General features: G+C 61.0%; 26 protein-coding genes. 19 read left to right on the top strand and 7 right to left on the bottom strand.

From position 1 onward, the window contains the following. Nucleotides 1-37 precede the first annotated feature (37 nt). Genes mpl through FBY04_RS28520 form a run of 3 tightly spaced genes read left to right on the top strand, consistent with a single transcriptional unit; the run spans nucleotide 38 to nucleotide 2,293 of the window. Nucleotides 38-1,387: a UDP-N-acetylmuramate:L-alanyl-gamma-D-glutamyl-meso-diaminopimelate ligase gene (gene mpl / locus FBY04_RS28530; RefSeq protein ID WP_145318715.1), complete on the top strand. Its 1,350-nt coding sequence runs from the start codon at nucleotides 38-40 to the stop codon at nucleotides 1,385-1,387. Then, nucleotides 1,384-2,016 (top strand): flavin prenyltransferase UbiX, encoded by a 633-nt coding sequence (gene ubiX, locus FBY04_RS28525; protein ID WP_008035761.1) that lies wholly within the window; start codon nucleotides 1,384-1,386, stop codon nucleotides 2,014-2,016. The genes mpl and ubiX overlap by 4 nt, the downstream gene beginning before the upstream one ends. After that, nucleotides 2,009-2,293: a YceK/YidQ family lipoprotein gene (locus FBY04_RS28520; RefSeq protein WP_084319694.1), complete on the top strand. Its 285-nt coding sequence runs from the start codon at nucleotides 2,009-2,011 to the stop codon at nucleotides 2,291-2,293. The genes ubiX and FBY04_RS28520 overlap by 8 nt, the downstream gene beginning before the upstream one ends. 133 nt (nucleotides 2,294-2,426) lie before the next feature. Here the strand turns inward: FBY04_RS28520 and FBY04_RS28515 are convergent, their stop codons facing one another. From FBY04_RS28515 to FBY04_RS28505, 3 genes are all read right to left on the bottom strand, one after another. Further along, entirely contained in the window at nucleotides 2,427-3,068 is a 642-nt protein-coding gene (locus tag FBY04_RS28515) for an oxidoreductase (RefSeq protein ID WP_084319695.1), read from the bottom strand. Between the two features lie 27 nt (nucleotides 3,069-3,095). Beyond that, nucleotides 3,096-4,814 carry a C13 family peptidase gene (locus FBY04_RS28510; RefSeq protein WP_145318712.1) on the bottom strand — a complete coding sequence of 573 codons (1,719 nt, stop codon included), beginning with the start codon at nucleotides 4,812-4,814 and terminating at the stop codon, nucleotides 3,096-3,098. A gap of 112 nt (nucleotides 4,815-4,926) precedes the next feature. Further along, entirely contained in the window at nucleotides 4,927-5,382 is a 456-nt protein-coding gene (locus FBY04_RS28505) for a MaoC family dehydratase (RefSeq protein ID WP_084319697.1), read from the bottom strand. 183 nt (nucleotides 5,383-5,565) lie between these two features. On the opposite strand from FBY04_RS28505, the gene FBY04_RS28500 reads away from it, so the two are divergent. Genes FBY04_RS28500 through FBY04_RS28490 form a run of 3 tightly spaced genes read left to right on the top strand, consistent with a single transcriptional unit; the run spans nucleotide 5,566 to nucleotide 7,242 of the window. Then, entirely contained in the window at nucleotides 5,566-5,928 is a 363-nt protein-coding gene (locus FBY04_RS28500; protein WP_145318709.1) for a CidA/LrgA family protein, read from the top strand. Further along, nucleotides 5,925-6,641: an LrgB family protein gene (locus FBY04_RS28495; RefSeq protein ID WP_084319699.1), complete on the top strand. Its 717-nt coding sequence runs from the start codon at nucleotides 5,925-5,927 to the stop codon at nucleotides 6,639-6,641. The genes FBY04_RS28500 and FBY04_RS28495 overlap by 4 nt, the downstream gene beginning before the upstream one ends. A 10-nt stretch (nucleotides 6,642-6,651) precedes the next feature. Beyond that, complete coding sequence (locus FBY04_RS28490) at nucleotides 6,652-7,242, top strand: LON peptidase substrate-binding domain-containing protein (RefSeq protein ID WP_145318706.1); 591 nt, start codon at nucleotides 6,652-6,654, stop codon at nucleotides 7,240-7,242. Between the two features lie 73 nt (nucleotides 7,243-7,315). Here the strand turns inward: FBY04_RS28490 and FBY04_RS28485 are convergent, their stop codons facing one another. Together FBY04_RS28485 and FBY04_RS28480 are read right to left on the bottom strand one after the other, a co-directional pair. Continuing rightward, on the bottom strand, nucleotides 7,316-8,632 hold the full coding sequence (locus tag FBY04_RS28485; protein WP_084319701.1) for a bifunctional DedA family/phosphatase PAP2 family protein: 1,317 nt from the start codon (nucleotides 8,630-8,632) through the stop codon (nucleotides 7,316-7,318). Nucleotides 8,633-8,850: 218 nt separating this feature from the next. Further along, nucleotides 8,851-9,549, bottom strand: coding sequence for a DNA-3-methyladenine glycosylase (locus tag FBY04_RS28480; RefSeq protein WP_084319702.1), 699 nt, complete (start codon nucleotides 9,547-9,549; stop codon nucleotides 8,851-8,853). Between the two features lie 189 nt (nucleotides 9,550-9,738). Between FBY04_RS28480 and FBY04_RS28475 the strand changes: the two genes are divergently transcribed. From FBY04_RS28475 to FBY04_RS28415, 13 genes are all read left to right on the top strand, one after another. After that, entirely contained in the window at nucleotides 9,739-11,010 is a 1,272-nt protein-coding gene (locus tag FBY04_RS28475) for a glutamate-5-semialdehyde dehydrogenase (protein WP_145318703.1), read from the top strand. 46 nt (nucleotides 11,011-11,056) lie between these two features. Next, the gene (gene nadD, locus FBY04_RS28470; RefSeq protein WP_178118338.1) at nucleotides 11,057-11,701 is read left to right on the top strand and encodes a nicotinate-nucleotide adenylyltransferase; all 645 of its coding nucleotides are present in this window, start codon (nucleotides 11,057-11,059) and stop codon (nucleotides 11,699-11,701) included. A 73-nt stretch (nucleotides 11,702-11,774) separates the two neighbouring features. Continuing rightward, nucleotides 11,775-12,269 carry a ribosome silencing factor gene (rsfS, locus tag FBY04_RS28465; protein WP_084319705.1) on the top strand — a complete coding sequence of 165 codons (495 nt, stop codon included), beginning with the start codon at nucleotides 11,775-11,777 and terminating at the stop codon, nucleotides 12,267-12,269. 9 nt (nucleotides 12,270-12,278) lie between these two features. After that, nucleotides 12,279-12,746, top strand: coding sequence for a 23S rRNA (pseudouridine(1915)-N(3))-methyltransferase RlmH (gene rlmH / locus FBY04_RS28460; protein WP_007937439.1), 468 nt, complete (start codon nucleotides 12,279-12,281; stop codon nucleotides 12,744-12,746). A 9-nt stretch (nucleotides 12,747-12,755) separates the two neighbouring features. Then, a complete protein-coding gene (mrdA, locus tag FBY04_RS28455) occupies nucleotides 12,756-14,651 on the top strand; it encodes a penicillin-binding protein 2 (protein ID WP_084319706.1) in 1,896 nt (631 codons plus the stop codon). 31 nt (nucleotides 14,652-14,682) lie between these two features. After that, nucleotides 14,683-15,786: a rod shape-determining protein RodA gene (gene rodA, locus FBY04_RS28450; protein ID WP_167362969.1), complete on the top strand. Its 1,104-nt coding sequence runs from the start codon at nucleotides 14,683-14,685 to the stop codon at nucleotides 15,784-15,786. 17 nt (nucleotides 15,787-15,803) lie between these two features. Further along, on the top strand, nucleotides 15,804-16,814 hold the full coding sequence (gene mltB, locus FBY04_RS28445; RefSeq protein WP_084319708.1) for a lytic murein transglycosylase B: 1,011 nt from the start codon (nucleotides 15,804-15,806) through the stop codon (nucleotides 16,812-16,814). Further along, the gene (locus tag FBY04_RS28440; RefSeq protein ID WP_084319709.1) at nucleotides 16,814-17,827 is read left to right on the top strand and encodes a septal ring lytic transglycosylase RlpA family protein; all 1,014 of its coding nucleotides are present in this window, start codon (nucleotides 16,814-16,816) and stop codon (nucleotides 17,825-17,827) included. Before mltB ends, FBY04_RS28440 begins: the two co-directional genes overlap by 1 nt. A gap of 183 nt (nucleotides 17,828-18,010) precedes the next feature. Beyond that, entirely contained in the window at nucleotides 18,011-19,168 is a 1,158-nt protein-coding gene (locus FBY04_RS28435) for a D-alanyl-D-alanine carboxypeptidase family protein (protein ID WP_084319710.1), read from the top strand. Between the two features lie 80 nt (nucleotides 19,169-19,248). Next, nucleotides 19,249-19,524 carry a DUF493 domain-containing protein gene (locus FBY04_RS28430; RefSeq protein WP_017340995.1) on the top strand — a complete coding sequence of 92 codons (276 nt, stop codon included), beginning with the start codon at nucleotides 19,249-19,251 and terminating at the stop codon, nucleotides 19,522-19,524. Next, nucleotides 19,524-20,171 carry a lipoyl(octanoyl) transferase LipB gene (lipB, locus tag FBY04_RS28425; RefSeq protein WP_084319711.1) on the top strand — a complete coding sequence of 216 codons (648 nt, stop codon included), beginning with the start codon at nucleotides 19,524-19,526 and terminating at the stop codon, nucleotides 20,169-20,171. Before FBY04_RS28430 ends, lipB begins: the two co-directional genes overlap by 1 nt. A 1-nt stretch (nucleotide 20,172) precedes the next feature. Continuing rightward, nucleotides 20,173-21,195 carry a lipoyl synthase gene (lipA, locus tag FBY04_RS28420; protein ID WP_007946663.1) on the top strand — a complete coding sequence of 341 codons (1,023 nt, stop codon included), beginning with the start codon at nucleotides 20,173-20,175 and terminating at the stop codon, nucleotides 21,193-21,195. A gap of 171 nt (nucleotides 21,196-21,366) precedes the next feature. Then, nucleotides 21,367-22,317, top strand: coding sequence for an LD-carboxypeptidase (locus FBY04_RS28415; protein WP_145318697.1), 951 nt, complete (start codon nucleotides 21,367-21,369; stop codon nucleotides 22,315-22,317). Nucleotides 22,318-22,445: 128 nt separating this feature from the next. Here the strand turns inward: FBY04_RS28415 and FBY04_RS28410 are convergent, their stop codons facing one another. Together FBY04_RS28410 and arfA are read right to left on the bottom strand one after the other, a co-directional pair. Then, nucleotides 22,446-23,768 (bottom strand): lytic murein transglycosylase, encoded by a 1,323-nt coding sequence (locus FBY04_RS28410; protein ID WP_084319713.1) that lies wholly within the window; start codon nucleotides 23,766-23,768, stop codon nucleotides 22,446-22,448. A gap of 62 nt (nucleotides 23,769-23,830) precedes the next feature. Continuing rightward, nucleotides 23,831-23,995 carry an alternative ribosome rescue factor ArfA gene (gene arfA / locus FBY04_RS28405; RefSeq protein WP_084319714.1) on the bottom strand — a complete coding sequence of 55 codons (165 nt, stop codon included), beginning with the start codon at nucleotides 23,993-23,995 and terminating at the stop codon, nucleotides 23,831-23,833. Between the last annotated feature and the right edge of the window lie 149 nt (nucleotides 23,996-24,144).

The raw sequence follows: 24,144 nt of genomic DNA, 5'->3' as shown, positions 1-24,144 counted from the left end.
CTACGCTAACCTGCGGCCATGTTTTACGAGGTCGACTATGCACATTCATATTCTTGGTATCTGCGGCACTTTCATGGGTTCGATGGCGGTTCTGGCCAAAGAGCTGGGCCATCACGTGACCGGCTCCGATGCCAACGTCTATCCGCCGATGAGCACTCAGCTTGAGGCTCAGGGCATTCAGTTGACCCAGGGTTACGACCCGGCGCAACTCGATCCGGCCCCGGACCTGGTGGTCATCGGCAACGCCATGTCCCGCGGTAACCCGGCTGTGGAATACGTGCTGAACAAAGGCTTGCCGTACGTTTCCGGCCCGCAGTGGCTGGCCGATCACGTGCTGCAAGGTCGCTGGGTACTCGCCGTCGCCGGCACGCACGGCAAAACCACCACCAGCAGCATGCTCGCCTGGGTGCTGGAACACGCGGGCATGAGCCCTGGTTTCCTGATCGGCGGCGTTCCGCAGAATTTCTCGGTGTCGGCGCGTCTGGGCGGCACGCCGTTCTTCGTGATCGAAGCTGACGAATACGACAGTGCGTTCTTCGATAAACGCTCCAAGTTCGTTCACTACCGCCCGCGCACGGCGATCCTGAACAACCTGGAGTTCGATCACGCCGACATCTTCCCCGATCTGCCCGCAATCGAGCGACAGTTCCACCATTTGGTGCGCACGATCCCGAGCGAAGGTCTGGTGATCCACCCGACCACCGAGCCGGCTTTGCAGCGTGTGATCGAGATGGGCCGCTGGACTCCGGTGCAAACCACCGGCGCGGGCGGTCAGTGGCAGGTCAAGTTGCTGAGTGAAGACGGTTCGAAATTCGAAGTGATGTTTGAAGGTGTCGCTCAAGGCGTGGTCGAGTGGGACATGACCGGTCAGCACAACGTCGCCAACGCCTTGGCCACCTTGGCGGCGGCGCGGCATGTCGGTGTTGTGCCGTCCATGGGCATTGCGGCATTGAGCGCGTTCAAAAGCGTGAAGCGCCGGATGGAGAAAGTCGCAGAAGTCCGTGGCATTACCATCTACGACGACTTCGCTCACCACCCGACGGCCATCGCCACGACCCTCGACGGTCTGCGTAAACGCATTGGCGACGCGCCGTTGATCGCCATCATCGAGCCGCGCTCCAACTCCATGAAACTCGGCGCTCACCGTGATGGTTTGCCGGAAAGCGTGGTCGATGCCGATCAGGTGATCTGGTATGCACCGGCCAACCTCGGCTGGGACCTGGGCGCTACCGCGGCGCTGTGCACGGTGCCGTCGATTGTCAGCGATTCCCTGGAAGGCATTATCGAGCGTGTGAAAAGCCAGGCTCAGCCCGGCACTCACGTGGTGATCATGAGCAACGGCGGCTTCGGCGGCCTGCACGGCAAACTCGCCGAGGCGCTTAAATGAACAACGGCCCGGAACGCATCACGTTGGCGATGACCGGCGCTTCGGGCGCCCAGTACGGTTTGCGCCTGCTGGACTGCCTGATCCGCGAAGATCGCGAGGTGCACTTCCTGATCTCCAAGGCTGCGCAGCTGGTGATGGCCACTGAAACTGACGTTACGTTACCGCCGAAAACCCAGATGATGCAGGCCTTCCTCACGGAATACACCGGCGCTGCCGCCGGGCAGATTCGGGTGTACGGCAAGGAAGACTGGATGTCGCCGGTGGCTTCGGGCTCCGGCGCGCCGTCGGCGATGGTGGTGGTGCCGTGTTCGACTGGCACGCTGTCGGCCATTGCGACCGGTGCCTGTAACAACCTGATCGAACGGGCCGCTGACGTCACGCTGAAGGAACGTCGCCAGCTGATCCTGGTGCCGCGCGAAGCTCCGTATTCGAGCATTCATCTGGAGCACATGCTCAAGTTGTCGAATATGGGCGTGACGATCCTGCCGGCGTCGCCAGGCTTCTATCATCAGCCGCAAACCATCGATGACCTGATCGACTTCGTCGTGGCGCGGATTCTCAACCTGCTGAACATCCCGCAAGACATGCTGCCGCGGTGGGGCGAACACCATCTGACCAGCGATGAATAAGCTGCTGATGATCGTGCTGGCGCTGCAACTGACGGGGTGCGCCACGGTGCGCACGCTGGATGCTGCAAAGCCGGGTGCGCCGGTGGTGTATGCGGGAACGCGGCTGGATTTATATGCCATGAACGGCGGTTGCTGCGCCATGGATCGTTTTGGTGCAGAGGCACCGAGCTATCCTGGCGTTGATCTGCCGGCCAGCGCCTTGCTGGATACGCTGTTGTTGCCGTTGTCGGTGTTGACGGTGATCGGCGTGAGTTTTCAGGCGACCGGCGGGTTGTAGTGTTCGGCTGTAGATCGGTGTTGCGCCATTCGCGAGCAAGCCCGCTCCCACATTAGACCGAGTTGTCCAGGCGAACTCGGTCTAATGTGGGAGCGGGCTTGCTCGCGAAGGCATCCTCTCTGGCGCTAGAGATCTATTTGCCTAACTTGCGCAACTCATCCGACTCAACAATCCGCACCCCATCCTGCTCCTCCAGCGCCAGCCGCCACATCGCGCGAGCCAGTTGGCAGGCTTCGATGCCGTGGTACTTGCCCGGGATCAGGCGGGACAACGGACCGGCGAACAGCTCGGCCGGCCGTGGCTCGATACGATCGCCCAGCAACACCGAAGGTCGGCAAATGGTCAGCTGCGGCCAGTTTTGCGCGCGCAATGCGTACTCCATCTCGCCTTTGACCCGGTTGTAGAAAATCGAGGACCTCCGATCGGCCCCCAGGGCGCTGATCACGATCAAGTGCCGCGCGCCCATTTCCCGCGCGCGTTTGGCGAAAGCCACCACCATGTCGAGATCGACCGCGCGAAACGCCTCTTCCGAGCCTGCCTGTTTGATCGTGGTGCCGAGACAGCAGTAAGCGATGTCGACGCGACCGTTCAGTTGCGGCAGGAACTCCGCCGGTTCGCCGACCGGGTTTTCCAGATGGGGGTGCTTGGCCAGCGGCCGACGTGAGGGGGCTAATACACGCGTGATCGTGGGCTCGTTGAGCAGGCGATCAAGCAAATGTTCACCCGTCAGACCGGTAGCTCCGGCAAGCAGTACATGCTGAGGCGTCAAGTACATAGTGTTTCCCCCTTGATACTGATCAGCTTAGTTGCTCTTTGCATCCTTGTTGCTGATAGAGACACTTTGTAGCGCTTTTCGTGCCTGCTGTTTGCGTAACAGCTGCCAGTGGGAGAGAACGGTTTTAGGCGCCCAGATCTGCGGTTCAGAGGCTTCGAAGCTGTCGGCCAGTTCCCGCTCGGCCACGGTGGCCTTGGCCAGCTTGAAGGCTTGTTCCAGGTCGTCGGTCTGATTCAGGGCCTGGGCGAACAGGGCATCGCCGAAGTACGTGAAGTTGGCTTCTTCCGTGCAACCGAAGGACACGCGGTCGGCGCGTGCGGCCGTCATGATCAGCGTGCGCTCGTCCTTGAGGGCGGGGATGAAACCACCGGAGTAGCAAGACGAAATCACGATGATCTTGTCGCGGTTTTTCAGCGGTGCGAGCACGGCAGCGAGTTCATCGGCCGGCAAGTCGGCCAGTTCCATGCGCGGCTGGTCGAGCACGAATTCGTGTTCGCTGGTGCCGTGGCTGGTCAGGTAGATGAAGATCAAGTCTTCCGGGCCGCTGCGTTCGGCCAGCGTCAGCGCAGCGCGGCGCAGGTTTTCCCGGGTGGCCATCGGCCGATCGACGAGATGGTCGCGATGGTTCACCAGACGAATCTGGCCGAACGCACCGAAGCGGCTGGTGAGCATGTTGCTGACGTAATCGGATTCGCGCAGGAACACGCTCTGCTTGCCGTCACCGCCGAGGGTCAGGGTGTACAACTCTATCGCCGGGGTCGAGGCCGGCACATTGGCCAGTGCATCTTCGAGCAAGCGCCCTTGAGCCAGCAGGCCGAGTTCGAGGCTGTCGGGCAGCAGTTTGCCGTCGGCATCGCGCACTCGCTGGCCATTGACCCAGGTGCCGCTCTGCACGGTGCCATCGGTCAACACCAGCGTGCCACGACCTTGATAGCTGTCGCCGTCGAACTGGCCGATGTAGAAGCTGCCGTCGGGCAGGTTCAGCCGGCCCTGACCGGTGAAGCGCCAGTCGCTGAACTGACCGATGTAGTGGCTGCCGTCGGCGCCGATCAACTCGCCCTTGCCGTTCAGCGAACCTTCCTTGAATTGGCCCAGCCAGACATCGCCGTCGGCATTCTCGTAGCGGCCCTTGCCGTGCAGTTGGTTGTTCTTGAAGCCGCCGACATAGATGTCGCCTTCAGCACTGTTGAAGGTCCCGTTGCCTTCCAGCTGACCGTCCTTGAAATGTCCGGTGAACTGATTGCCGCTGGCATCGCCGCGCTGGCCTTCGCCATTGGGCTTGCCGTGGGCGAACTGACCTTGATACGAGCTGCCGTCTTCGAGTTCCAGACGTCCGAGCCCCGAATATTGATCGGCCTTGAATTCGCCGCGGTAAGTCATGCCGTTTTCTTTGAGGGTGCCTTCGCCTTCGCGTCGACCTGCCTTGAAGCCACCGGTGTAGCTGCTGCCGCTGGTGGTCAGTGTGCCCTGGCCGTCGAACAGCCCCAGGTTGAAATTGCCGCGATACACTTCGCCGTTGCTGCCGTGCCATTCGCCCGGGCCATGCCATTGGCCCTTGTCGAAACTGCCGGCGTACCAGCTGCCATTCGGGTAATCGACGCGGCCCTGGCCTTGCAGCAATCCGTTGACCAGGTCACCGCGATAGCGTCCGCCGTCCGGCAGGCGGGCGTCGGGAGGCAACAGCGATTCGCCGTCACCGCATGCGGTGAGCAACAGGGTCAGTGCTAGAAGTGCAAGTGGGCGCATAGCGGGATCCGGTCAATTAGGCGACCGAGTATGCCGCAGCTCTATGACCTTATATAGAGAGGGAAAGACAGAGGTCGCGAAACAGCGTGAGCTGCTTCGCATCCGGGTGGGTTTACACGAAGCAGAGCGACAGCGGCTCGGCGATATAGGCCGGTTTGTCCGAACCTTCGATCTCGAGCGTGGCGGTAGCTTTGAGCAGCCATTGGCCGGGTTTCTTTTCGGTGACTTCGTTCATGTCGACCTTGAGGCGAACCCTGGAATTGACCTTCACTGGCTGGATGAAACGAACGCTGTCCAGGCCATAGTTGACCACCATCTTGGCCCCTTCAGGCAGGATCAGGATGTCCTCCATCAGTTTGGGGATCAGCGACAGCGACAGGAAACCGTGTGCAATGGTGCTGCCAAATGGCGTTTGCGCGGCTTTGACCGGGTCGACGTGGATGAACTGATAGTCCCCTGTGGCTTCGGCGAACAGGTTGATGCGCTCCTGGTCGATGGTAAGCCATTCGGAACGTCCAAGTTCCTTGCCGACATAATCTTTGAGCTCTGCAACGGGAACATAGGGCATTGAGACTCTCCTTGGGTTCATCGGTTTTATAGTTTTGAGGTGGGGGGATTTGACCTCCCGGATTACCACTTTAGATCAACATGGCAAATTGCTCCGGTCAACTGACCATGCTTTTGGCGAATGCCGGTCCATAGCGTTGGCATGCTTATAATGCCGGGCGCGAATTTGCAGGGGAGAGGACGGATGTTGTTACGTGGCCTGACCTGGCTGGTGTTGTTCCAATTGCTGGGCACAGCCATCAACCATTTGTTTTTGCCGGTGCTGCCGGGGCCGATTATTGGCCTGCTGCTTCTGCTGGTGTACTTGATCTGTCGTGGCCAGGTGGGCGAGCCGCTGAACCTTGCCGCGAGTAGCTTGCTGCGTTACCTGCCGTTGCTGCTGGTGCCGCCGGCCGTGGGCGTGATGGTTTATGCAAAGGATATTGCTGCGGACTTCTGGGCCATTGTGGGCGCGCTGGTGTTGTCGCTGCTGTTGTCCATGGCCTTCGCCGGTGTGCTGATGCAGCGCATGGTCAAGCGCCACGCGCACCGCGAGGACTCACAATGATTTTTGACTGGCAAGGCGCCTGGGCGTCGGTGATTCATCATCCGTTGTTCGGCATCGGCATCACCCTTGGCGCTTATCAACTGGTGCTGGCGGCGTTCGAGAAAACCCGCTGGATCTTTCTGCAGCCGGTGCTGGTCTCCATGTTGCTGGTGATCGGCGTTTTGGTGGGCTGCGGCCTGACCTACGCCGAGTATCGCAAAAGCACCGAGATCCTCAGTATTTTGCTCGGCCCGGCCACGGTCGCGCTGGCGGTGCCGCTTTACCTCAATCTGCGACGGATCCGGCAGTTGTTCTGGCCGATATTTACTACGCTGGTGATAGGTGGTGTGGTCGCCACCGGTATGGGCGTGTTGCTGGGCTGGTCGTTCGGTGCCGAACACATGATCCTGATGACCATGGCGCCGAAGTCGGTGACGTCGCCGATTGCCATGTTGGTGGCCGAGCAGATTGGTGGTGTCGCGGCGCTGGCGGCGGTGTTTGTGTTGATCACCGGTGTGATCGGAGCGATCTTTGGGCCGAGCCTGCTGAATCGGCTCGGTGTTCACAGTCCCGAGGCGCGCGGCATGGCGTTGGGCATGACCGCTCATGCGGTCGGCACCGCGGTGGCCATGCAGGAAAGTGAAGAATGTGGCGCCTTCGCGGCGCTGGCAATGAGTCTGATGGGCGTGGCCACGGCGGTGTTCCTGCCGTTGGCGGTGTCGATGGTGGTGTAAGGAAATGTCTATGAGCTTGCCGCTTTTCCCGCTGAACACGGTGCTGTTTCCTGGCTGCATCCTCGACTTGCAGATCTTCGAGGCGCGCTACCTGGACATGATCAGCCGCTGCATGAAACAGGACGGCGGTTTCGGCGTGGTGTGCATTCTTGATGGCGAAGAAGTCGGCATCGCTCCGGCGGGCTATGCGCTGGTCGGCTGTGAAGCGCTGATTACCGACTTCAAGCAGCAGGACAATGGTCTGCTGGGCATTCGAGTGCAGGGCGGGCGGCGTTTTCACGTGTTGCGCACCGAGGTCCAGCGCGATCAGTTGACCGTTGCCGAGGTCGAGTGGCTGGAAGACGAGCCCGAGCAGCCGTTGCAGGATGAAGACGCCGATCTCGTTGCGCTGCTCAAGGCCCTGGCCGAGCACCCGATGGTCGAAGCGTTGAACATGGGCACTGAAGCGACCGGGCAGCAATCACTGGCCAATCAGTTGGCGTACCTGTTGCCGTTCGCCGAGGTGGACAAGATCGACCTGCTGCAACTCGACGATCCGCAGCAGCGCCTGGATGCGATTCAGGCGCTGCTGGATGAGTTGCAGGGTGAGTTGTTCGCCTGACGAATGCTGAAAGATCGCCGCCTGCGGCAGCTCCTACAGATGTATGCCTTACCCGGCTGCGATCTTTTGACCTTCAATAGGCATACCGCAACATCGCATGCGGTAAATGCCGCAACGCAAAGAACCCGAACAGCGCCACCATCGTCGGCAACACCAGCCACCAGATCCTGGGTGGCATGGCGCTGAGCGGTGTCTTGAGCTGACTCAAGCCCAGGCTCGCCGCACAGACACACGCCGCCAGCATCGCGCCGGCCAGCACATCCGTTGGCCAATGCGCACCCAGATAGACGCGTGACAACGCAATCGCCAGCGCCGGAAGGCAACCCACCAGCAACCAGGTCAGGCGCATCCGCGGTGGTTGTCCGCGACCGGCCAGAACGGCGAGGGTCAGAAACAGCGCGAAGGACCCCGACGCGTGACCGCTGGGCATGCTGTAGCTCACCAGCGGATCACTTAAAACCTCCGGTCGTACGCGGGCGAAAAACTGTTTGGTGAAGGTGTTGCCGAGTGCGGTGACGAGCAGGGTGCTGCCTGCGAAAACCGCCTGTCGCCATTGCCGGGTCAACAGCAGCAAAGCGGTCAGCAGGGCGCTGAACAGCAGCATGTTGCGGAATTCGCCGATCAGCGTGAAGGTGACGGCGACTTCATCGAGCGTCGGGCTGCGATGCTCCTGCACCAGGGTCATCACACCCTGATCGAGGGCGGTGAGGTGCGGGTAGCCGATAAACAGTCCCGCCAGGATCAGTAAGCTCATGCCGCTGATCAATATTGTCGCTTTGCGATGACGGCGCAGGCTGCTGGTCGCGCTCAAGCCAAGCATCACCGCGATGCTGCCGGCGACGATCCCGGCTTCAGGCCAGAAACCTTCCGGCAGCGGCAAACGGATCGCTGCGCCCGTGGCCCAGCCGGGCAGCAGGTAGGCGACGCTCCAACCGGCCGCGGCCAGGAGGCTGACGGCGACGAAGCGCGGGAAGGGCATGTCGAACATTCCGGCGACCATCGGCAGCATTGGCCGCAACGGCCCGATGAAACGCCCGACCAAAAGACTGGCAATGCCATAGCGCTGGAAGTAGGCCTCGGCGCCGGCGATCCATTCCGGGTGGTGGCGCAGGCCGGGCAGGCGCCGGATGTTCTGGTGGAAATGTCGCCCCACAAAGTAGGAAAGGATATCGCCCAGCACGCCGGCGACGAATCCCAGCAACAGTGTTTCGCTCAACGACAGCGCGCCGCTGCCTGCCAGCACTGCGACGGCAAACAGCAACACCGTGCCGGGCACGATCAGTCCGGCAATCGCCAGGCACTCCACGAAGGCCACAATGAATACTGCCGCGGCCAGCCACTGCGGATTTGCCGCCAGCCATCCGGTCACGCTATCGAGCCATGGGCCCATAAAAACAACTCCCCTCGATGTTCATTAGTTCAAACACAATCTTCAAGCACTACAGAACCCCTGTGGGAGCGACCTGTGGCGAGGGGGCTTGCCCCCGTTTGAGTGCGTAGCACTCACAAAATCTTTGGCGCATCGGCAATTTGGGGGCCGTTTCGCAGCCCAACGGGGGCAAGCCCCCTCGCCACACAAGCTCGCTCCTACAGGAGGGTTTTCATTGTTCAAGTCAGCAAAAAATAATCGCGACCTTCGACCTGTCCCCGTCGCAGCGGGTTCCGCGTGCAATACGGCGCGTAAGCCGCGTCGACGAAGCGATACATCAAGTGTTCGTCACGCCCATGGGGAATGCCCAGGCGCGTGGTTTGAATGATGTGGCCAGGTGCCGGACCAACATCCTCCACCAGCAGCACTTCATGATCGAAGCGCTTCGCGTCCCAGACCGGCACCTTCAAACCCAGAGCCTTGCACAGCAGCGTTTGCCCGGCGCAAAGCTTTTGCGAAGGACGAGGCCGGCCCTGGGCATCAGGATTGTTCAGCAGCATCTGCGCCAGGCTCGCCGGCCCGCTCAACTCATCGACCCATGGATACGCGGATTTGATCAAAACGGCATTGCCCGGACCTTGAGCGCTGAAATTCAGGGAGTCGCCGCCCCGGGCGTAATACATATAGATGTGGCCGCCATCCAGAAACAAAGCCTTACGCTTTTCTGTGTAGCCGAGCGAGGCATGGCTGCCTTTTTCTTCGAAGTAATACGCTTCGGTCTCGATGATCCGGGCACTGAGCCACAGTTCGCCGACCCGGTGACGGATGACTTTACCGAGTAAATCCCGGGCCAGTGTCTGGGCGTCTCGGTCGAAAAACGCGTCCGGGAGCCCCTTGGGCAGGCCCGCGGCGGACGCACGAACAGTCAGGTTGGTCATGATGAACGGTGTTTATCAGGGCTGATTGAGTCGTGATGATAACAATTTGCAGCTTAATCCCGGCTGAACGTCGGCAAATTGCCCTCCATTTCGACCATCCGCCCGTCACCGCTGTTAGTCGGGGGACGCGACAGCTATAATCTGCCGCTTTACTCTTTACCAAGACCTTAGCAAAGACCATCACAGACCATGACTGAGTCCGTTCTCGACTACATGACCCGCCTGGGTCGCGCCGCCCGCGAAGCGTCGCGCATCATCGGCCGTGCCAGCACCGCGCAGAAAAACCGCGCCCTGCAGGCGGCTGCGAATGCGCTGGACGCTGCACGTGCCGAGCTGGCGGCCGCCAATGAGCTGGATCTGGCCGCCGGTCGCGCCAATGGTCTTGAACCCGCGCTGCTGGAACGTCTGGCACTGACCCCGGAGCGCATCGACGGCATGATCGTCGGTCTGCGACAGGTGGCAGCCTTGCCTGACCCGGTCGGTGCCATTCGCGACATGAGTTTCCGTCCGTCGGGGATTCAGGTCGGCAAGATGCGCGTGCCGCTGGGCGTGATCGGGATCATCTACGAATCCCGGCCCAACGTGACCATCGATGCTGCCAGCCTGTGCCTGAAGTCGGGCAATGCGACCATCCTGCGGGGCGGTTCCGAGGCGATCAATTCCAACCGTGCCATCGCCGCCTGCATCCAGCGCGGTCTGGCCGAGGCCGATTTGCCGGCCGCTGTGGTTCAAGTGGTCGAAACCACTGACCGTGCCGCCGTGGGCGCGCTGATTACCATGCCTGAATACGTCGATGTCATCGTGCCCCGTGGCGGCCGCGGCCTGATCGAGCGCGTCAGCCGTGACGCGCGCGTTCCGGTCATCAAGCATCTGGACGGCATCTGCCACGTTTACGTCAGTGCGCATGCCGATCTACCGAAAGCCCAACGCATCGCCTTCAATGCCAAGACTTACCGTTATGGCATCTGCGGTGCGATGGAAACGCTGCTGGTGGATCAAGCCGTTGCCAAGGATTTCCTGCCGTCGATGGCTGCACAGTTCCGCGAAAAAGGCGTTGAGCTGCGTGGTTGCGATCGCACTCGGGCGATCATCGATGCCGCGCTGGCCACTGAAGAAGACTGGCACACCGAATACCTGGCGCCGATCCTCTCGATCCGAGTGGTCGACGGGCTGGACCAGGCCATCGAGCACATTAACAAGTACGGCTCCCATCACACCGATTCGATTGTCAGCGAACACCAGGGCGACACCCGGCGTTTCGTGGCTGAAGTCGATTCGTCGTCGGTGATGATCAATACGCCGACCTGCTTCGCCGATGGCTTTGAATACGGATTGGGTGCCGAGATTGGCATTTCTACTGATAAGCTGCACGCCCGCGGCCCGGTGGGTCTCGAAGGCCTGACCTGCGAGAAGTACGTCGTGGTCGGTGATGGCCAGTTGCGCGGCCAGGCGTCGGTCTGACTTGGGCGACCTTAATCCGTCGGCCCCGGTAACCGCCAGCGAACCTGTGCCTCGACGTATCGGCATGCTGGGCGGGACGTTCGACCCGGTGCACATCGGCCATTTGCGCGGTGCGCTGGAAGTCGCCGAATCGCTGGCGCTCGATGAGTTGCGACTGACGCCCAGTGCCCGGCCGCCTCATCGTGGCACGCCGCAGGTGTCGGCGAAGGACCGTCTGGCGATGGTCAAGTGCGCGGTGGCCGGTGTGGCGCCGTTGGTGGTGGACGCCCGCGAATTGCAGCGGGACAAACCGTCCTACACCATCGATACCCTGGAACTGATGCGTGCCGAACTGGCCGCTGAAGACCAGGTTTTTCTGCTTTTGGGCTGGGACGCATTTTGCGGCCTGCCCACTTGGCACCGCTGGGAGGAGTTGCTCCAGCATTGCCACATCCTGGTGCTGCAACGCCCGGATGCCGACAGCGAACCGCCGGATGCCTTGCGCAACCTGCTGGCAGCGCGCTCGGTGAGCGACCCGCTGGCCCTCAAAGGGCCGAGCGGACAGATTGCATTCGTCTGGCAGACGCCGCTCGCGGTATCCGCCACCCAGATCCGTCAACTGCTGGCCAGCGGTAAGTCGGTACGTTTCCTGGTGCCCGACGCGGTCCTGGCCTACATCGATGCGCACGGACTCTACCGTGCGCCGAACTGAATGGGAGTGCTTCAAGGCACGTGATATCAACGTGTATTGAACCACCCGAACACATGAGCAAAACGAGTTTTATATGACTGACAAAGACGTAGCTAAAGTTAAGCGCAAAGGCACATTCAAGAGCGCCCCGCTGCCAGTAGAAGCTCCAACCGGCCCTGAGCTGGTCGGCGAAGAACTGGTAAAGGTTGCCGTAGCCGCCCTGGAAGACGTCAAGGCCCAGGACATTCAGGTGATCGACGTTCGTGAAAAGCAGAGCATCACTGACTTCATGATCATCGCTACCGGTACTTCCAACCGCCAGATCGGCGCGATGCTGGACAAGGTCCGCGAGGCCGTCAAAGCCCAGGGCGTCAAGCCACTGGGTGAAGAAGGCAAGGGCGACAGCGACTGGGTCCTGCTGGATATGGACGATGTCATCGTGCACATGATGACCGCCTCGGCTCGCCAGTTCTATGACCTGGAGCGCCTGTGGGCCGGTGCAGAGCAGAGCCGTTCGGCCAGCGCTGCGCATCACAGCCCGGAAAACACCCATGAGCACTTCACCAAGCTCAACAAAGACCAGCAATAAGGGACCGCTGTGCGACTGCGACTGATCGCCGTCGGTTCACGCATGCCCAAATGGGTGGAAGAAGGCTGGCATGAATATGCCAAGCGTCTTCCGTCCGAGCTGGCGCTGGAACTGGTGGAAATACCGCTCAACACCCGTGGCAAGAACGCCGACGTGGCACGCTTCATCCGTCAGGAAGGCGAAGCCATGCTGGCCAAGGTCGGGCCGAATGAGCGCGTTGTCACCCTCGAAGTCCATGGCAAGCCCTGGAGCACCGAGCAGTTGGCGGTCGAACTCGATCGCTGGCGGCTCGACTCGCGCACGGTAAATTTCATGGTCGGCGGCCCCGAAGGGCTGGCGCCGGAAGTCTGTGCGCGGGCCGATCAGCGCTGGTCGTTATCGCCATTGACGTTGCCGCACCCGCTGGTGCGGATTCTGATAGGCGAACAGCTGTATCGTGCCTGGACAGTTCTGTCCGGCCACCCTTACCACAAGTAGTTCTGCCTCATGTCCCAGCCGATCCGCATCAAGGACCACGAAAAAGACGCCCGTCTGGTGCGTGGCCGCGTCGTGTTCGGGGCAATTGCGGTGGTGGCGCTGATCGGCGTGCTGATCGCGCGCCTGTATTTCCTGCAGGTGATCCAGTACGAGTACCACTCGACCCTGTCGGAAAACAACCGCGTCCATGTGCAGCCGATTCCGCCCACCCGTGGGCTGATCTTCGACCGCAATGGCGTGGTGGTGGCCGACAACCGGCCGAGCTTCAGCCTGAGCATGACCCGCGAGCGTTCCGGCGACTGGCAGCAAGTGCTCGATGTGATCGTCGAAGTGCTGGAGCTGACGCCCGAGGATCGGGTGATCTTCGAGAAACGCATGCGCCAGGGGCGACGGCCGTTCGAGCCGGTGCCGATCCTGTTCGAGCTGACCGAAGAGCAGATCGCGCGCATCGCCGTGAATCAGTTCCGTCTGCCAGGTGTTGAAGTGGTTGCGCAACTGGTGCGGCATTACCCGCAGGGCGCGCACTTTGCGCACTCGGTGGGTTACATGGGGCGGATCAACGAGAAAGAGCTGAAGTCCCTCGATCCGGTCAATTACAGCGGCACCCACCACATTGGCAAGACCGGTATCGAGCGCTTCTACGAGCCCGAGTTGCACGGTCAGGTGGGTTACGAAGAAGTCGAAACCAACGCGCGAGGCCGCGTATTGCGGGTGCTCAAGCGTACCGATCCGATTCCCGGCAAGGACATCGTCCTGAGCCTGGACATCAAATTGCAAGAAGCGGCGGAAGCGGCACTCGGCGGTCGCCGTGGTGCGGTGGTGGCGCTCGACCCGGCGACCGGCGAAGTGCTGGCGATGGTCAGTCAGCCGAGTTTCGACCCGAACCTGTTCGTCACCGGCATCAGCTTCAAGGCTTACTCCGAGCTGCGCGATTCCATCGACCGGCCTCTGTTTAACCGCGTGTTGCGCGGTCTGTATCCGCCGGGTTCGACCATCAAGCCGGCGGTAGCGATTGCCGGTCTGGATTCGGGCGTGGTCACGGCGTCGACCCGGGTTTTCGACCCCGGTTACTACCAGCTGCCCAACTACGATCACAAATACCGTAACTGGAACCGTACCGGTGACGGCTACGTCGACCTGGACACGGCGATCATGCGGTCCAACGACACCTACTTCTATGACCTGGCGCACAAGCTGGGGATTGATCGCCTGTCGGCCTACATGGGCAAGTTCGGTATCGGCCAGAAAGTCTCCCTGGACATGTTCGAGGAGTCGCCGGGGCTGATGCCGTCCCGCGAGTGGAAACGCGCGACCCGTCGCCAGGCCTGGTTCCCGGGCGAAACGCTGATTCTCGGGATCGGCCAGGGCTACATGCAATCCACGCCGCTGCAACTGGCCCAGGCCACGGCGCTGGTGGCTAACAAAGGCGTGTGGAACCGTCCGCACCTGGCCAAGACCGTCGAAGGCGAGCGGCCGAAGGATGACAATCCGATGCCGGACATCGTCCTGCGCGATCCGTCCGACTGGACCAAGGTCAACCATGGCATGCAGCAGGTGATGCACGGTGCTCGCGGTACCGCGCGCAAGGCATCGATCGGCGCGCAATACCGGATCGCCGGCAAAAGTGGTACGGCCCAGGTGGTCGCGATCAAGCAGGGCGAGAAGTACGATCGCTCCAAGGTTCAGGAGCGTCATCGCGACCACGCCTTGTTCGTCGGTTTCGCGCCGGCCGACAACCCGAAAATCGTGGTGTCGGTGATGGTCGAGAACGGCGAGTCCGGTTCCGGTGTCGCCGCGCCGGTGGTGCGTCAAGTCATGGACGCCTGGCTCCTGGACCAGGACGGCCGACTGAAAGCCGAATACGCCAGCCCAATCAGTGCGGAGGCTACGGCCCGTGAAGAGTAATTTCGATCGCATCCTCTCCAGTGAGGATGTGATGCGTCGCCGTGCGACGCTGTTGCAACGCATGCACATCGACGGCCCGTTGCTGATCCTGCTGCTGACCCTCGCCGCCGGCAGCCTGTTCGTGCTGTATTCGGCCAGCGGCAAGAGTTGGGATCTGCTGGCCAAGCAAGCTACCTCGTTCGGCATCGGCCTGGTGTCGATGATCGTGATAGCGCAGTTCGAACCGCGCTTCATGGCCCGCTGGGTGCCGGTCGGTTATGTGCTCGGCGTGCTGTTGCTGGTGGTGGTGGACGTCATGGGCCACAACGCCATGGGCGCCACGCGCTGGATCAACATTCCGGGGGTGATCCGCTTCCAGCCTTCGGAGTTCATGAAGATCCTGATGCCGGCGACCATCGCCTGGTATTTGTCCAAACGCACCTTGCCGCCGCAGCTCAAGCATGTGGGCGTCAGTCTGTTTCTGATTGGTTTGCCGTTCATTCTGATCGTGCGCCAGCCCGATCTCGGCACTTCGTTGCTGATTCTCGCGGGCGGTGCGTTCGTGCTGTTCATGGGTGGCCTGCGCTGGCGCTGGATTATCAGCGTGCTGGCCGCCGCCGTGCCGGTGGCCGTGGGGATGTGGTTTTTCATCATGCACGACTACCAGAAGCAGCGAATCCTGACGTTCCTCGACCCGGAAAGCGATCCGCTAGGCACCGGCTGGAACATTATCCAGTCGAAAGCGGCCATCGGCTCCGGCGGCGTCTTCGGCAAAGGCTGGCTGCTGGGCACCCAGTCGCACCTGGACTTTCTGCCGGAAAGCCACACCGACTTCATTATCGCGGTCATGGGCGAGGAGTTCGGCCTGGTCGGCATCTGCGCGCTGCTGCTGATTTACCTGCTGTTGATCGGCCGCGGGCTGGTGATTACCGCCCAGGCCCAGACATTGTTCGGCAAATTGCTCGCGGGCGCCCTTACCATGACGTTTTTTGTTTACGTTTTCGTCAACATCGGTATGGTCAGTGGCCTGTTGCCGGTTGTGGGGGTGCCGTTGCCGTTCATTAGCTACGGAGGAACTTCGCTGGTAACGCTGCTGTCAGCGTTTGGGGTTTTGATGTCGATCCATACCCATCGTAAGTGGATCGCACAAGTTTGAATAAGGTGAAGATTTCAATGCAAGTAATGCGTGGCTGGGCGACTCGAAATGCGCCATGGGTCAGCCTGGTAAGCATCCTTGGCATCGCGCAGGACGCGTTGGCCGGCGATTACGAAGGCACACCCCAGGTGGCCGAATTCGTCGGTGAAATGACCCGCGACTACGGCTTTGCCGGTGAACAGCTGATGGGCGTGTTCCGCGAAGCCGAGCGCAAGCAGACGATTCTGGACGCGATCTCGAAACCCGCCGAGCGGGTCAAGCAGTGGAACGAATATCGTCCGATGTTCATCACCGACGCGCGCATCGCCCGCGGCGTGGATTTCTGGCGACAGCACGAGGCGGTACTGGCCCGCGCCGAGCAGGAATACGGTGTGCCAGCCCAGGTCATTGTCTCGATCATCGGCGTTGAGACCTTTTTCGGCCGCAATACCGGCAATTACCGGGTGATCGACGCCTTGTCGACCCTGGGTTTCGACTATCCTCCCCGTGCCGAATTCTTCCGCAAGGAATTGCGTGAATTCCTGCTGCTGGCCCGGGAAGAACAGGTTGATCCGCTGACCCTCAAGGGCTCCTACGCCGGGGCGATGGGCCTGCCGCAGTTCATGCCGAGCAGTTTTCGCGCCTATGCGGTGGATTTCGACGGTGACGGCCACATTAATATCTGGACCAATCCCGACGATGCCATCGGCAGCGTCGCCAGTTATTTCAAGCGTCACGGCTGGGTGGCCGGTGAACCTGTGGTCAGCCGCGCCGATGTGCGTGGCGCGCAGGTCGACGAAGGTTTGACTGCCGGCATCGAGCCGACTAAAACCGTCGGGGAGTTGCGGGCGCTGGGGTGGTCAAGTCATGATGCGCTGCGCGATGATATGCCGGTCACGGCATTCCGCCTGGAAGGTGACAATGGCTCTGAATACTGGATGGGCCTGACGAATTTTTACGCAATCACGCGTTATAACCGCAGCGTGATGTACGCCATGGCGGTACATCAACTGTCTGAACAGCTGGTCCAAGCACGGGGCGTCAAGTAATGCGGGCATTGCCTATGAATAAACCCCTGAAGCTGATGGCATTCGCCGCGTTGGCAGTGCTGGTCGCCAGTTGTTCGACCAGCCGCTCGCCGACACAGAAGTCTTCTTCCACCGCCGTGCGCTCGACGCCGGGGCTGGACATCAACCGCGCCCACAAAGATGGCGCACCGTGGTGGGACGTCGACGTTTCGCGCATCCCGGATGCCACGCCAACCCTGCACACCGGTCCTTACAAGGCCAACCCGTACACCGTGCTGGGCAAGACTTACTTCCCGCTGCAGGAATCCAGGACCTACGTCGCCTCGGGCACGGCGTCCTGGTATGGCACCAAGTTCCACGGCCAGAACACCGCCAACGGCGAAGTGTATGACCTGTATGGCATGAGTGCCGCCCACAAGACCTTGCCACTGCCAAGTTACGTTCGGGTGACCAACCTGGACAACAACAAGACCGTGATCCTGCGGGTCAACGACCGCGGCCCGTTCTACTCGGACCGCATCATCGACTTGTCCTACGCAGCCGCGAAAAAACTCGGCTATGCCGAAACCGGCACTGCACGGGTCAAGGTTGAAGGCATCGATCCACAGCAATGGTGGGCCGCCAAAGGCCGTCCGGCGCCTTTGATGCTCAACGAGCCGCAAGTCGCGCAAAATACCGCGCCGACGATTACCGCTTCGGCCGGCACGGTCGAACAATGGACACCGCCGCCGCAGCAACACGCTGCGGCCGTCGTGCCCGTGCAGATCGATGCAAAAAAAAACGCTTCTGTACCAGCCTCTGGCCAGTATCTGCAGGTGGGCGCGTTCGCCAACCCGGACGCTGCAGAACTCCTGAGATCGAAGCTCAGCGGGATGGTGAGCGCTCCGGTGTTCATCAGCTCGATCGTGCGCAATCAACAGACACTGCATCGGGTGCGCCTGGGGCCGATCGGCTCGCCGGGTGAAATCCAGCAAGTGCAGAACAGTGTGCGTCTGGCCAATCTCGGTTCGCCGAGCGTGGTCACCGCCGAGTAATACGTAGTACTTGATTGACGGTTCACTTGCGGTTTCGGGGGGTGAACCTGGTTGTTGGCTCGTTGAAGAACAAAAGCCCGGCAAGGGTTCTGAGTGAACGACTGAACACGCGATGGCCCGTTAGAGGGCCATCTTGATTAGTTTTGCCCTCGGGCAGTTTCCATTAGCGATTTCGAGAGACGGATGAACATCACCACCTTTGCCAAACGCCTGTGCCTTCTAGTCCCGCTGCTCCTCTCGCCTGCGGCTTTCGCGGTCGAGATGATGCCGTCGCCGCCACAACTGGCCGCCAAAGCCTATGTGCTCATGGATGCCAGCAGCGGCAACGTGCTGGTCGAGAACAACGGTGACCAGCGTCTGCCGCCTGCCAGCCTGACCAAGCTGATGACCGCGTACATCGCGACCCTGGAAATCCGTCGTGGCCAGATCGGCGAAAACGATCCGGTGACCGTCAGCGAAAACGCGTGGCGTACCGGTGGTTCGCGGATGTTCATCAAGGTCGGCTCGCAAGTGACCGTCAGCGACCTGTTGCACGGCATCATCATTCAATCGGGCAACGACGCCAGTGTTGCGCTCGCCGAGCACATCGCCGGCAGCGAAGACGCTTTCGCCGACATGATGAACAAAACCGTGGCCGACCTGGGCATGACCAACAGCCACTTCATGAACCCGACCGGTCTGCCGAACCCTGAGCACTACTCGTCGGCTCACGACATGGCAGTGCTGGCTCGCGCGATCATCCACGAAGACCCGGCTCACTACGCGATCTACTCGCAGAAAGAGTTCTTCTGGAACGGCATCAAGCAACCTAACCGCAACCTGCTGCTGTGGCGCGACAAGACCGTCGACGGTCTGAAAACCGGCCACACTGACGAAGCTGGCTACTGCATGGTGTCTTCGGCGGTACGTGATGGCATGCGCCTGATCGCCGTGGTGTTCGGCACCAACAGCGAAGTGGCCCGCGCCTCTGAAACCCAGAAGCTGCTGACCTATGGTTTCCGTTTCTTCGAAACCCAGACCTTCTATCAGAAAGGCGCCGAGCTGGCTCAGGCCCCTGTCTGGAAAGGCAGCACCAATCAAGTCAAGGCCGGCCTGGCTCAAGACCTGACCATGACCCTGCCAAAAGGCCAGCTGAAAAAGCTCGCCGCGAGCATGACCATGAACCCGCAACTGGTTGCGCCAATCGCCAAGGGCGACGTGATCGGTAAAGTCGAAGTGAAACTGGACGACAAGGTGGTGCACAGCGCTGACCTGATCGCCCTGGACGCTGTCGAGGAGGGTGGTATCTTCCGCCGCATGTGGGATAGCATCCGTCTATTCTTCTACGGCTTGTTCAACTGAATTAGTGTGGACTCTCATGGCCCCGCTCCACTCCGGAGCGGGGCCATGTCCGTTGCCACGGCTTACGAGGCCGTTACGCCATGACAGACACCGAAGTAAACGCGCCAAAAATCGAATTCCCCTGCGCGGACTACCCGATCAAGGTGATCGGCGACACCGGCGTGGGTTTCAAGGACAAGATCATCGCGATCCTTGAGAAACACGCGACCGTTGACCACAAGACCCTGGCCGAGCGCCAGAGTACCAACGGCAAGTACACGACCATCCAGCTGCACATCATCGCCACCGGTCAAGAACAGCTGTACGACATCAACAGCGAGTTGCGGGCTACCGGTTTCGTGCACATGGTGTTGTGATGTCTGGCTCGCTGGGCTTTCGCGAGCTCGGCCAGATGGCTTACGAGCCGGTCTGGCATGCCATGCAGCGCTTCACCAACGAACGCGGCAGCGATGCCGCAGACGAGATCTGGCTGGTGGAACACCCACCGGTGTTCACCCAGGGCCAGGCCGGCAAGGCCGAGCACTTGTTGCTGCCGGGCGATATTCCGGTGGTGCAGGTCGACCGCGGTGGCCAGGTGACTTATCACGGTCCCGGTCAGTTGGTGGCCTACCTGTTGCTCGATGTACGCAAGCTCGGTTTCGGCGTGCGTGACCTGGTCACCCGCATGGAACATTGCCTGATCGAGTTGCTGGCCAGTTACGGCGTCACTGCCGCGGCCAAGCCGGATGCGCCAGGTGTCTACGTCGACGGGGCGAAGATCGCTTCCCTGGGTTTGCGGATTCGCCATGGTTGTTCCTTTCATGGCCTGGCCCTGAACGTGGACATGGACCTGGAACCGTTTCGACGGATTAATCCCTGCGGCTACGCCGGGCTGGCGATGACCCAGCTGAGCGATCACGCAGGATCGATTGAATTTGCCGAGGTAAGTGCCCGGCTGCGCGCGCAGCTCGTCAAACACCTCGACTATGCTGAGCAGACGACCCTAACGGGCGGAATCGACTGATATGACTACTGATGCAGTGCAAACCATGATCCCGACGCTGGATGTCACCGAGCGTCCGGCCCCGCGTGCCAAGGTAGAAGCCGGCGTCAAGCTGCGCGGCGCCGAGAAGGTTGCACGCATCCCGGTGAAGATCATCCCGACCACCGAACTGCCGAAGAAACCCGACTGGATCCGCGTGCGCATCCCGGTTTCCCCGGAAGTCGATCGCATCAAGGCCCTGCTGCGCAAACACAAGCTGCATAGCGTGTGCGAAGAAGCGTCCTGCCCGAACCTGGGCGAGTGCTTCTCCGGCGGCACCGCAACGTTCATGATCATGGGCGACATCTGCACCCGTCGCTGCCCGTTCTGCGACGTGGGCCACGGCCGTCCGAAACCACTGGACGTCAACGAGCCGGAAAGCCTGGCCATCGCCATTGCCGACCTGAAACTGAAATACGTGGTGATCACCTCGGTGGACCGCGACGACTTGCGTGACGGCGGTGCCCAGCACTTTGCCGACTGCATCCGCGAGATCCGCAAGCTGTCGCCGAATGTACAGCTCGAAACCCTGGTCCCGGACTACCGTGGCCGCATGGACGTCGCACTGGAAATCACCGCCGCCGAGCCGCCGGATGTGTTCAACCACAACCTGGAAACCGTGCCGCGCCTGTACAAGGCTGCGCGTCCGGGTTCGGACTACCAGTGGTCGCTGACCCTGCTGCAACGCTTCAAGCAGATGATGCCGCACATTCCGACCAAATCCGGCCTGATGCTGGGTCTGGGCGAAACTGACGAAGAAGTCATCGAAGTCATGAAGCGCATGCGCGAACACGACATCGACATGCTGACCCTGGGCCAGTACCTGCAACCGTCCCGCAGCCACTTGCCGGTGCAGCGTTTCGTGCACCCGGACACCTTCGCCTGGTTCGCCGAGGAAGGTTACAAAATGGGCTTCAAGAACGTCGCTTCCGGCCCGCTGGTACGCTCCTCGTACCACGCCGACGAGCAGGCTAAGCTGGTTAAAGCCGAGCTGATGTCGTCCTGATCACGCGGTGAGAAAAAAATGCCCGCACGGCTTCCGGCCCTGCGGGCATTTTTTCGCCTTGCCTGTGGCGATCACTGCTTTTCCTGCAACCTGTGGGGCGACAGACCCTCTTCTGTTTGTCCCCGTTCCTGACTACTGTGTGCTGAAGATTTCGCGCAGGGAGATTCATGGATGACCGTTCGACCGACTCACACACTGTTTCCACATACACCGGTGCCAGCCTTGCCCCGGGAAGGGCTGATTGGCGTCATTGCGCCCGCCGGCCCCGCGCCGCTGGACACCGACAAAGCCATTGCCTGGATGCGGGCTCGCGGTTACGCGCTGCGAATTTTTCCCGGTGTCTACGAGCAGGACGGCTACCTGGCCGGCAGCGACGATGTGCGGCTCAATGACTTGCACGCAGCCTTCGCGGACAGCGAGGTCGATGCGATCATTTGTCTGCGCGGTGGTTACGGCACACCGCGTTTGCTCGACCGCATCGATTTCGAGTTGCTGCAAAACAACGCCAAGCCGTTCATCGGCTACAGCGACATCACGGCGCTGCACCTGGCGATCAGCCGTTATGCGGGGTTCGTGACCTTTCATGGTCCGTTGCTCAATGCAGATCTGTTGGGTGACAAGCAAAAACCTACCGAGGCCTCGTTTTTCAACATGCTCAGAGGGCAGGTGAAGGCGGGCAGTGTGCTGACGCATCCGGTGGCCTACCCGTTGACCACCATCGAGCCTGGCATCGCTCACGGGCGCTTGCTGGGAGGTAATCTGGCGATGATTGCCGCGACCATGGGCACGCCTTATGAGATGGATGCCGAGGGCGTCATTCTGTTTATCGAGGACATCAACGAGCCGTTGTATCGCATCGATCGGCTGCTGACTCATTTGCGCCTGGCTGGCACGCTGGGCAAGTTGCGTGGGGTTCTGGTGGGTGATGTGGCCGGGGTTGATTCGGTTGCGCTTGAGCGATTGCTCAAGCAGACCTTTGAGCCATTGCGCATACCGGTGCTGTCGGGGTGGCGCAGCGGGCATTGCGATCCGAACCTGACGTTGCCGCTGGGGGCGTTGGTGAGGCTGGATGCGGGGAGCAAGGAGTTGGTGCTGGAGCAGGATGTGGTGGTCAGGCGTTAGCAGTTCATCGCATGACAGTCAGTCTTCGCGAGCAAGCCCGCTCCCACATTCGACCGTGTTCCATGCAAGAACGCGGTGAAATGTGGGAGCGGGCTTGCTCGCGAAGGCGGCAGTCGCCATACGGCTAATTATCGGTTGCGCAGGCCTTCGAGCAACTTGTGCGTTGGATACCCATCCGCCGGCCAGCCAAACGACTGTTGCGCACTGCGGATCGCCTTGCGGGTGTTGGCACCAATGATGCCGTCGGCGGTGCCCGCATCGTATTTCTGGGCACTCAGCAGATTTTGCAGCTCGATCCGTTCGGTGCGGCTCAGCGGCAAATCATCCTTGGGCCATGTGCCGTTGATCAGGCCCCCGCCGTTGAAACGCTCGGACAACAAACTGACGGCCAGGGCGTAGGACGAGGAGTTGTTGTACTTGAGGATCGCGCGGAAGTTGTCGAGCACCAGGAACGCCGGGCCGCGATAACCCGCTGGCAGCAACAGCGCCGCGGACAAGTGCTCGGAACCCGCTGGAACCTGTCCGCCGTTAGGCAGCGTCACGCCCAGTTGCCGCCATTCGGCGACACTCTTGCGGATCGTGCCATCGGCCAACACGTAGTTGAAGCTGCCCGGGAGCTGAACTTCAAAGCCCCACGGCTGACCTTTTTGCCAGCCAGAGCTTTGCAGGTAGTGCGCGGTCGAGGCCAACGCATCGGCAGAGCTGCCCCAGATGTCGCGGCGTCCATCGCCATCGAAGTCCACGGCGTGGGTGTTGTAGGTGGTCGGGATGAACTGGGTCTGGCCCATGGCGCCCGCCCAGGAACCGAGCATCTGTTCCGGCTCGATATCGCCCTGTTGCAGGATCTGCAGGGCCGCGATCAATTGCGCATGGGCGAAGCCTGGGCGCCGGCCTTCATAAGCCAGGGTCGCCAGGGAGTTGATCACCGACTTGCTGCCCTGAAACTGACCGAAGTTGCTCTCCATGCCCCACACCGCGACCAGTGCCTGGCGATCGACTCCGTAGCGCTGCTCGATGCTTTGCAGGATGTCCGCGTACTGGTTGACCAGCGTCTGGCCTTTGCGCACACGCAGCGGCGACAGGGCACCGTCGAGGTATTCCCACACCGGGCGGGAAAATTCCGGCTGGCTGCGGTCGGCACGAATCACGCTGGTGTCCAGGCTGACATTGGCGAAGGCGCGATCAAACAGATCGGCGCGGATGCCGGCTGCCAGTGCATCCTTGCGGAAGCCCGCCTGCCATTCGGCGAAGGTCTGGGTTGGCTGGATGTCGAGGTTCTCACCGGTCGGGACCACGGGCGGAATCACCGCAGGGGCTGTCGCGACGGGAAGGGTCTGAAGCGGTTGGGCGTCGGCGGCGGTCGGTTTTTCCGCGCAGGCGACAAGCAGAACGAGGCTGGAGGCAGCTATCAATTGGCGCAGGTGCCAACGACGGGAAATACAAAAGGGCATGCACGGGTCCAGGGAGTACGAATCAGGTGCAGACCTTAACATGTTGAGCGCTGGCTTGCCTTTCAGGCCGCCAGAAAGTAAGAAGCCTCCCAGTTGTCAGACTGGAAGGCTTCGCGGCGGTAGCTGCCTTTGCCCTTGCCGGCTCGTTCCTGACGGCTGCGGAACAGTGGCTGGGCGACGATGGATTTGGCCTTGTTGGGGCCATTTTTAGATGGCTTTTTGCTCATGATGAAATCTCGCAAGTGAGTGGGTTTTGCGGGGAAATCATCTGCCGAAGTTGGGACTCTGTCTATAGGGCAAATGCAGGTGTGATGTGTAGGAAGCTGGATCAAAAGATCGCGGCCTTCGGCAGCTCCTACAAAGGCATCACATTCAC

Source organism: Pseudomonas sp. SJZ080, from assembly GCF_007828295.1.
GTDB classification, from domain to species: domain Bacteria; phylum Pseudomonadota; class Gammaproteobacteria; order Pseudomonadales; family Pseudomonadaceae; genus Aquipseudomonas; species Aquipseudomonas migulae_A.
Note: the sequence above shows the minus strand (reverse complement) of the source record. Positions and strands in the feature narration are given on the sequence as shown.

What these genes read in the sequence shown, in the direction of transcription:
- mpl (WP_145318715.1), top strand. Translation starts at nt 38, where the DNA reads ATGCACATTCATATTCTTGGTATCTGCGGCACTTTCATGGGTTCGATG.
- ubiX (WP_008035761.1), top strand. Translation starts at nt 1,384, where the DNA reads ATGAACAACGGCCCGGAACGCATCACGTTGGCGATGACCGGCGCTTCG.
- FBY04_RS28520 (WP_084319694.1), top strand. Translation starts at nt 2,009, where the DNA reads ATGAATAAGCTGCTGATGATCGTGCTGGCGCTGCAACTGACGGGGTGC.
- FBY04_RS28515 (WP_084319695.1), bottom strand. Translation starts at nt 3,068, where the DNA reads ATGTACTTGACGCCTCAGCATGTACTGCTTGCCGGAGCTACCGGTCTG.
- FBY04_RS28510 (WP_145318712.1), bottom strand. Translation starts at nt 4,814, where the DNA reads ATGCGCCCACTTGCACTTCTAGCACTGACCCTGTTGCTCACCGCATGC.
- FBY04_RS28505 (WP_084319697.1), bottom strand. Translation starts at nt 5,382, where the DNA reads ATGCCCTATGTTCCCGTTGCAGAGCTCAAAGATTATGTCGGCAAGGAA.
- FBY04_RS28500 (WP_145318709.1), top strand. Translation starts at nt 5,566, where the DNA reads ATGTTGTTACGTGGCCTGACCTGGCTGGTGTTGTTCCAATTGCTGGGC.
- FBY04_RS28495 (WP_084319699.1), top strand. Translation starts at nt 5,925, where the DNA reads ATGATTTTTGACTGGCAAGGCGCCTGGGCGTCGGTGATTCATCATCCG.
- FBY04_RS28490 (WP_145318706.1), top strand. Translation starts at nt 6,652, where the DNA reads ATGAGCTTGCCGCTTTTCCCGCTGAACACGGTGCTGTTTCCTGGCTGC.
- FBY04_RS28485 (WP_084319701.1), bottom strand. Translation starts at nt 8,632, where the DNA reads ATGGGCCCATGGCTCGATAGCGTGACCGGATGGCTGGCGGCAAATCCG.
- FBY04_RS28480 (WP_084319702.1), bottom strand. Translation starts at nt 9,549, where the DNA reads ATGACCAACCTGACTGTTCGTGCGTCCGCCGCGGGCCTGCCCAAGGGG.
- FBY04_RS28475 (WP_145318703.1), top strand. Translation starts at nt 9,739, where the DNA reads ATGACTGAGTCCGTTCTCGACTACATGACCCGCCTGGGTCGCGCCGCC.
- rsfS (WP_084319705.1), top strand. Translation starts at nt 11,775, where the DNA reads ATGACTGACAAAGACGTAGCTAAAGTTAAGCGCAAAGGCACATTCAAG.
- mrdA (WP_084319706.1), top strand. Translation starts at nt 12,756, where the DNA reads ATGTCCCAGCCGATCCGCATCAAGGACCACGAAAAAGACGCCCGTCTG.
- rodA (WP_167362969.1), top strand. Translation starts at nt 14,683, where the DNA reads ATGCGTCGCCGTGCGACGCTGTTGCAACGCATGCACATCGACGGCCCG.
- mltB (WP_084319708.1), top strand. Translation starts at nt 15,804, where the DNA reads ATGCAAGTAATGCGTGGCTGGGCGACTCGAAATGCGCCATGGGTCAGC.
- FBY04_RS28440 (WP_084319709.1), top strand. Translation starts at nt 16,814, where the DNA reads ATGCGGGCATTGCCTATGAATAAACCCCTGAAGCTGATGGCATTCGCC.
- FBY04_RS28435 (WP_084319710.1), top strand. Translation starts at nt 18,011, where the DNA reads ATGAACATCACCACCTTTGCCAAACGCCTGTGCCTTCTAGTCCCGCTG.
- FBY04_RS28430 (WP_017340995.1), top strand. Translation starts at nt 19,249, where the DNA reads ATGACAGACACCGAAGTAAACGCGCCAAAAATCGAATTCCCCTGCGCG.
- lipB (WP_084319711.1), top strand. Translation starts at nt 19,524, where the DNA reads ATGTCTGGCTCGCTGGGCTTTCGCGAGCTCGGCCAGATGGCTTACGAG.
- lipA (WP_007946663.1), top strand. Translation starts at nt 20,173, where the DNA reads ATGACTACTGATGCAGTGCAAACCATGATCCCGACGCTGGATGTCACC.
- FBY04_RS28415 (WP_145318697.1), top strand. Translation starts at nt 21,367, where the DNA reads ATGACCGTTCGACCGACTCACACACTGTTTCCACATACACCGGTGCCA.
- FBY04_RS28410 (WP_084319713.1), bottom strand. Translation starts at nt 23,768, where the DNA reads ATGCCCTTTTGTATTTCCCGTCGTTGGCACCTGCGCCAATTGATAGCT.
- arfA (WP_084319714.1), bottom strand. Translation starts at nt 23,995, where the DNA reads ATGAGCAAAAAGCCATCTAAAAATGGCCCCAACAAGGCCAAATCCATC.